The sequence below is a fragment of the Brevibacterium mcbrellneri ATCC 49030 genome (genome assembly GCF_000178455.1).
GTDB lineage: Bacteria > Actinomycetota > Actinomycetes > Actinomycetales > Brevibacteriaceae > Brevibacterium > Brevibacterium mcbrellneri.
Map to the genome: position 1 here is coordinate 1 of NZ_ADNU01000073.1, position 4,404 is coordinate 4,404.

At 57.8% G+C, this 4,404-nt stretch carries 5 protein-coding genes; 2 read left to right on the forward strand and 3 right to left on the reverse strand.

The genetic code is table 11. From position 1 onward, the window contains the following. On the forward strand, positions 1-831 hold an 831-nt coding region (locus HMPREF0183_RS10715), incomplete at its 5' end, for an ABC transporter substrate-binding protein (RefSeq protein ID WP_005885961.1). Positions 832-849: 18 nt separating this feature from the next. On the opposite strand, the gene HMPREF0183_RS10720 is transcribed toward HMPREF0183_RS10715, so the two are convergent. Together HMPREF0183_RS10720 and HMPREF0183_RS10725 are read right to left on the reverse strand one after the other, a co-directional pair. Further along, complete coding sequence (locus HMPREF0183_RS10720) at positions 850-1,461, reverse strand: GNAT family N-acetyltransferase (protein WP_005885963.1); 612 nt, start codon at positions 1,459-1,461, stop codon at positions 850-852. Between the two features lie 5 nt (positions 1,462-1,466). Beyond that, entirely contained in the window at positions 1,467-2,264 is a 798-nt protein-coding gene (locus HMPREF0183_RS10725; protein ID WP_005885965.1) for a serine hydrolase, read from the reverse strand. 114 nt (positions 2,265-2,378) lie between these two features. On the opposite strand from HMPREF0183_RS10725, the gene HMPREF0183_RS10730 reads away from it, so the two are divergent. Continuing rightward, positions 2,379-3,455 (forward strand): dipeptidase, encoded by a 1,077-nt coding sequence (locus tag HMPREF0183_RS10730; protein WP_005885967.1) that lies wholly within the window; start codon positions 2,379-2,381, stop codon positions 3,453-3,455. 45 nt (positions 3,456-3,500) lie between these two features. On the opposite strand, the gene HMPREF0183_RS10735 is transcribed toward HMPREF0183_RS10730, so the two are convergent. Beyond that, on the reverse strand, positions 3,501-4,043 hold the full coding sequence (locus HMPREF0183_RS10735; RefSeq protein ID WP_005885968.1) for a hypothetical protein: 543 nt from the start codon (positions 4,041-4,043) through the stop codon (positions 3,501-3,503). Positions 4,044-4,404: the final 361 nt, after the last annotated feature.

The following is a 4,404-nucleotide window of genomic DNA, read 5'->3' on the forward strand; positions in this document are numbered from 1 at the left end:
CCAAAAGAGAAGCCCACTCGCGTCGTTGCAACCAGCTCTGAAATATCCGATATGGCTCTCTTGCTCACAGGTGCTGACAACATGGCAGCCGTGAGCGCAAGCTCGAAGAACCCTCAAATGGGCATGGTGCCGCTCGAAGCTCGGAAGGTCGAAAACACTTTGCCACCGGGCGTGAACCCAGACGCTGAACAGATTCTGGCGTTCAAGCCTGACCTGGTGCTCACCACCGCGCGTCACGGGGGGGAAAAGTCCGCAGCGGAGCAGCTACAGAAGGCGAACGTGCCGGTGCTGCAGTTGCACACCGAGGACTTCAGCACCCCAGAGAAGTACGCGGAAACGCTCAAACGGGTGGGTGAAGCACTCCACGAAGAAGACAAAGCAACATCCGAATCAGATGCGCTTATGAAAAAGATCAAGGAGATCGACGACAAGCGCATGGACGCTGACCATGAACCGTCTGTGCTCGCTCTCATGGCGCGCGGTGACAAGATCATGGTGATGGACTCAGACCAGATGCTTCCCGGGCTTGCGATCCGTGCTGGTGCGAAGGACGCAACTGAAACGCTGGGTATTGAGAACACGGCACCGATTGACGCAGAAAAGCTGGTCAAAGCTCAACCGGACATCGTTTTGCTCGAAGACTTCATGGGCAAGGGACAAGCGCCGTTCGACTCGTTTCTCAACAACCCGGCCGTTGCGCAGATTCCTGCCGTGAAGAACAAACAGATCCACGTGGTTCCCATGACCGAGGCATCCGGTGTGGCTGGTGTGAACCTTCCGACCGGGTATCAAAAGGTACTGTCGATCGTTGCGGAGTCGAAGGCGTCTTAACGCGGGTGACTACTCACCTTAATCTGGCCACGGGCCGGTGTCGGTGCGCGGGTCTTTCGGTGTGAGGGTTGCGATTCGCGAGTCGTAGAGCTTGCCTTTGTTGGTGTGTTCTAAGCGGATCGTGCCGTCGTAGACAAAGCCGCACTTTTGCGCCACGCGAGCACTCGCGTAGTTGGGCACACCGTCGTGGACTTCGCAGCGCCAACCGATCGCGCCTAGCCCCAGCTCGAAACCCCAGTCGATGATCGCGTTGAGTGCCTCGCTGGTGTAGTCCTTGCCGCGGTGTTCGGGGTTGGCCCAGTACCCAACCTCGCCGCGGTCTCCTGCGATGAGTGGGTTGTTGTAGGAAATCATGCCGGCAACCTGCGCCGAGGTGGTTTCGGCGTCCGTGTCTGGGTCACCTTCCGTGTGTGCGTCTTTGAGAAGCATGATCCAGGTGGGTTGGTCGGATTCCCACCATTGGGTTGTCAAAGAGATGAACGATTCCGCATCACTGAGCAGATACGGTGAAGGCACCATGGTCCACTTTTGGATCAGCGGGTCCTGGCAAATATCACAAATGGCCTGTGCGTCACCGGGTTGCAGTGGGCGTAGGACCAAACGTTCAGTTTCGATTTCAACAGGTTGCATAGGTTTTAGCCTACATGCGTAGTCCCACCCGTGACATACGCGCGCACCTTAGCTCCCAGCGCACGCATCCTCTGCATGACTGGTTCACGTTGATCGTCCATCCCTTTCCAATTCGCAAGTACCGCGTACGACACTGTGGCCTTTGGGCCGGTGACGATACCCACATCAGCCCGGACGACCTCGGTGGTTCCTGTCTTATGACGCAACAGCACACCGTCTTCATGAATGTGAGCCAGCGGGTCAAGATAGAAAGCGTCAGCGAACATGGACGTGTCCGCGTCAGAGGCAAGCCACGACAACACCTGAGCGCTCACCTCGGGAGAGACAACAGTGCCACGGTGCAGCTGTTCCATGACGTGCGAAAGTTCCCGGGCAGTTCCAGCTGAAGATGCCCAGGGGAGGTCAGGTGTGCGTTCTTCGTCGCGAATGAAGTCCAAAAGTGCCGTGTGCTCATAGCCAAGTGCGCTAGAAACGGAACGTACGGTATCCAAGCCACACATGTGAATGAGCGCGTTGGTGGCCAAATTGTCTGAGAAGGCCCCCACAAGCAAAGCTGCGTCAGCAACCGCAATGTTTTGGTTGACGAACCGGTACAGGATGCCAGATTCTTCAACCAGGTGGTCCTGCGGAATGTCGATGGGGGACGTGGGGTCCAACTCGCAGTTCAGGATTCGGCGTGCGACCTCTACGAGAAGGAAGATTTTGCCGATGCTGGCGGTTTCGCACAGAAGATCGGCACCTTCTTCATGTAGTACTGGACCGTCGATGTCCCTGATGTCGATACTCCAACGAACAGTGTCCACAACCAATCTCCTTTGTGTGTTTGGGGCGAACAATCTGGGGTGTCCGCACGCTAGATGCCCACGTCGCAGTCCTACTCTCTTCTGACATGATAGAAGCCACGAAAGGAGCGATTCATGTACCCCGTAATCGACGGACACAACGACTTGGCTTGGAAGAGCCGTGTAGAACGCCAGTACCGCACGGAAGGGCTGGATGGCGAAGTTCCGGTGTTGCACACAGATATCCCACGTCTGCGCGCCGGTGGGGTAGCCGGGCAGTTCTGGTCGGTATGGATCGATCCTGTGTTGGAAGGTGCGCAACAAGTCACTGCCACGCTTGAACAGATTGACTTTGTTCACCGGCTCATCGCGTCGTACCCTGAACACTTCCAGCTGGCTTTGACTGCTGATGACGTGCGTGCGTCGATGAAAGCTGGTGTGATCGCGTCACTTATTGGTGTCGAAGGTGGCGCGCAGATCGACGGGTCTCTGGCAGTGTTGCGCCAGTATGCGCGCTTGGGCGCCCGGTACATGACACTCACGTGGTCAAAGACCACCGAATGGGCGGACTCCGCAACCGATGAGGCGCGTCATGGTGGCCTCACAGACTTTGGGCGTGAGGTTGTGAAAGAGATGGAGCGGATCGGCATGATTCCTGATCTGGCTCACGTCGCCCCTAGCGTGATGTGCCAAACCCTTGACTTGGTAGACACGCCTGTTCTGGTCACACACTCAGGCGCGCGTGCGCTGTGTGAACACCCGCGAAACGTACCCGACGACGTGTTGGCACGCATTGGTGACGCCGGTGGAACCGTGATGGTTCCGTTCGTTCCCAAGTTCATTTCGCAAGAACGCTATGAGTGGGAAGAAGGCGACCAGTCAACACCCGCACCTGCGGTGACACTCAAACAGGTTGCCGATCACGTGGATCACGTGCGTGAACTCGCCGGGGTCGACTCTGTGGGAATCGGGGCGGACTTCGACGGCATCGACGCAACTATCAGCGGTCTCGACCACGTGGGAACCTACCAAGACTTGTTCGCAGAACTCGAGTCACGCGGATGGACACGCCAGGAACTCGAAGGGCTCGGATACAAGAACGTGCTCCGCGTTCTTGAAGCTCATGACCCCGCTTACCGTGCATTCGTCCGTGGCGAAACAGTTCCCACCGAGCCACACCAGTTCGCCCCGCGCGTGGACACGGAAAGCTAGCAACCACCTCGGCCGGGGGCCGGGACGGCATTCTTAGCCTGGCGTTTACTCTTGCAGGCGCGTGGTGCCGTCTGGTCCGCCGGTGGTGTTGATTTGCTTTGCGTAACAGTGGTCAGCGTCTAGGGAGTAGAAGCGGCACCACTGGAGGGCGTCGTCGGGATCGTCATAGGACGAATCGATGACCGTGACGTAGTAGCCCGGCTGGCGATACGAGGCATAGTCTTCCGACTTCAGCAGTAGCACTTGTGAGGCACCATACTCGTTGGCGAGCTCCTGGTGTTCTTCGTAGATAGTGTCTTCGTCCCACACCTGGCCGTCGGCCTCCATGCCCACTTTCTTTGACGAGATCTGTGGGACCCATTTCCCAATCAGGTTCTGATCGACGACAACTTTGTCTTCTTCAACTTTCTGGTCGAGTTTCTCAGCACTTCTGAGGCTGGAGTCATCCGTGTCGTCTGAGCCTTCAGAGCCGTGTGACACCGCTGGTGCATCTTCGTCGTTGCCTACGCCTGACTGGTCTGGCTCGGTGCCCTGCTGGTCTTCAGCTACAGGTTCGGGGGAGGACACTGTGGCGTTGTCGTCGCGCATGAACAGGTAGGTGCCACCCACCGCAAGGGCCGCGACAAGAATGAGCGCGCTGACACCTATGAGGATTCGGGACGTTTGGGATCCCTACGCCGAGGTGGTTGCTGGCTCCGCAGAGTGCGTGGGTTGCGCTGACTGAGCGGGGTGCGCTGGTTGCTGGGAAGGCATGGCCGGGGCAGGCCGGCCGGGTTGAGGCGGTTGTGCAGCCTGACCGGGTTGAGGTAGCTGTGCAGGATGTGGCGGTTGTGTCGTGTTTGAGGCCTTTTTGAATTTCGACTTGAATTGCGCAACCTTCTGCGGATTGAAGTTGGCGCTCATCGCCACACCCCGTTCTCTTCCCAACCCAGGCTATTTAGTTATGCGT

Coding starts and splice junctions, on each gene's coding strand:
- HMPREF0183_RS10720 (WP_005885963.1), bottom strand. CDS start 1,461: ATGCAACCTGTTGAAATCGAAACTGAACGTTTGGTCCTACGCCCACTG.
- HMPREF0183_RS10730 (WP_005885967.1), top strand. CDS start 2,379: ATGTACCCCGTAATCGACGGACACAACGACTTGGCTTGGAAGAGCCGT.
- HMPREF0183_RS10735 (WP_005885968.1), bottom strand. CDS start 4,043: ATGCGCGACGACAACGCCACAGTGTCCTCCCCCGAACCTGTAGCTGAA.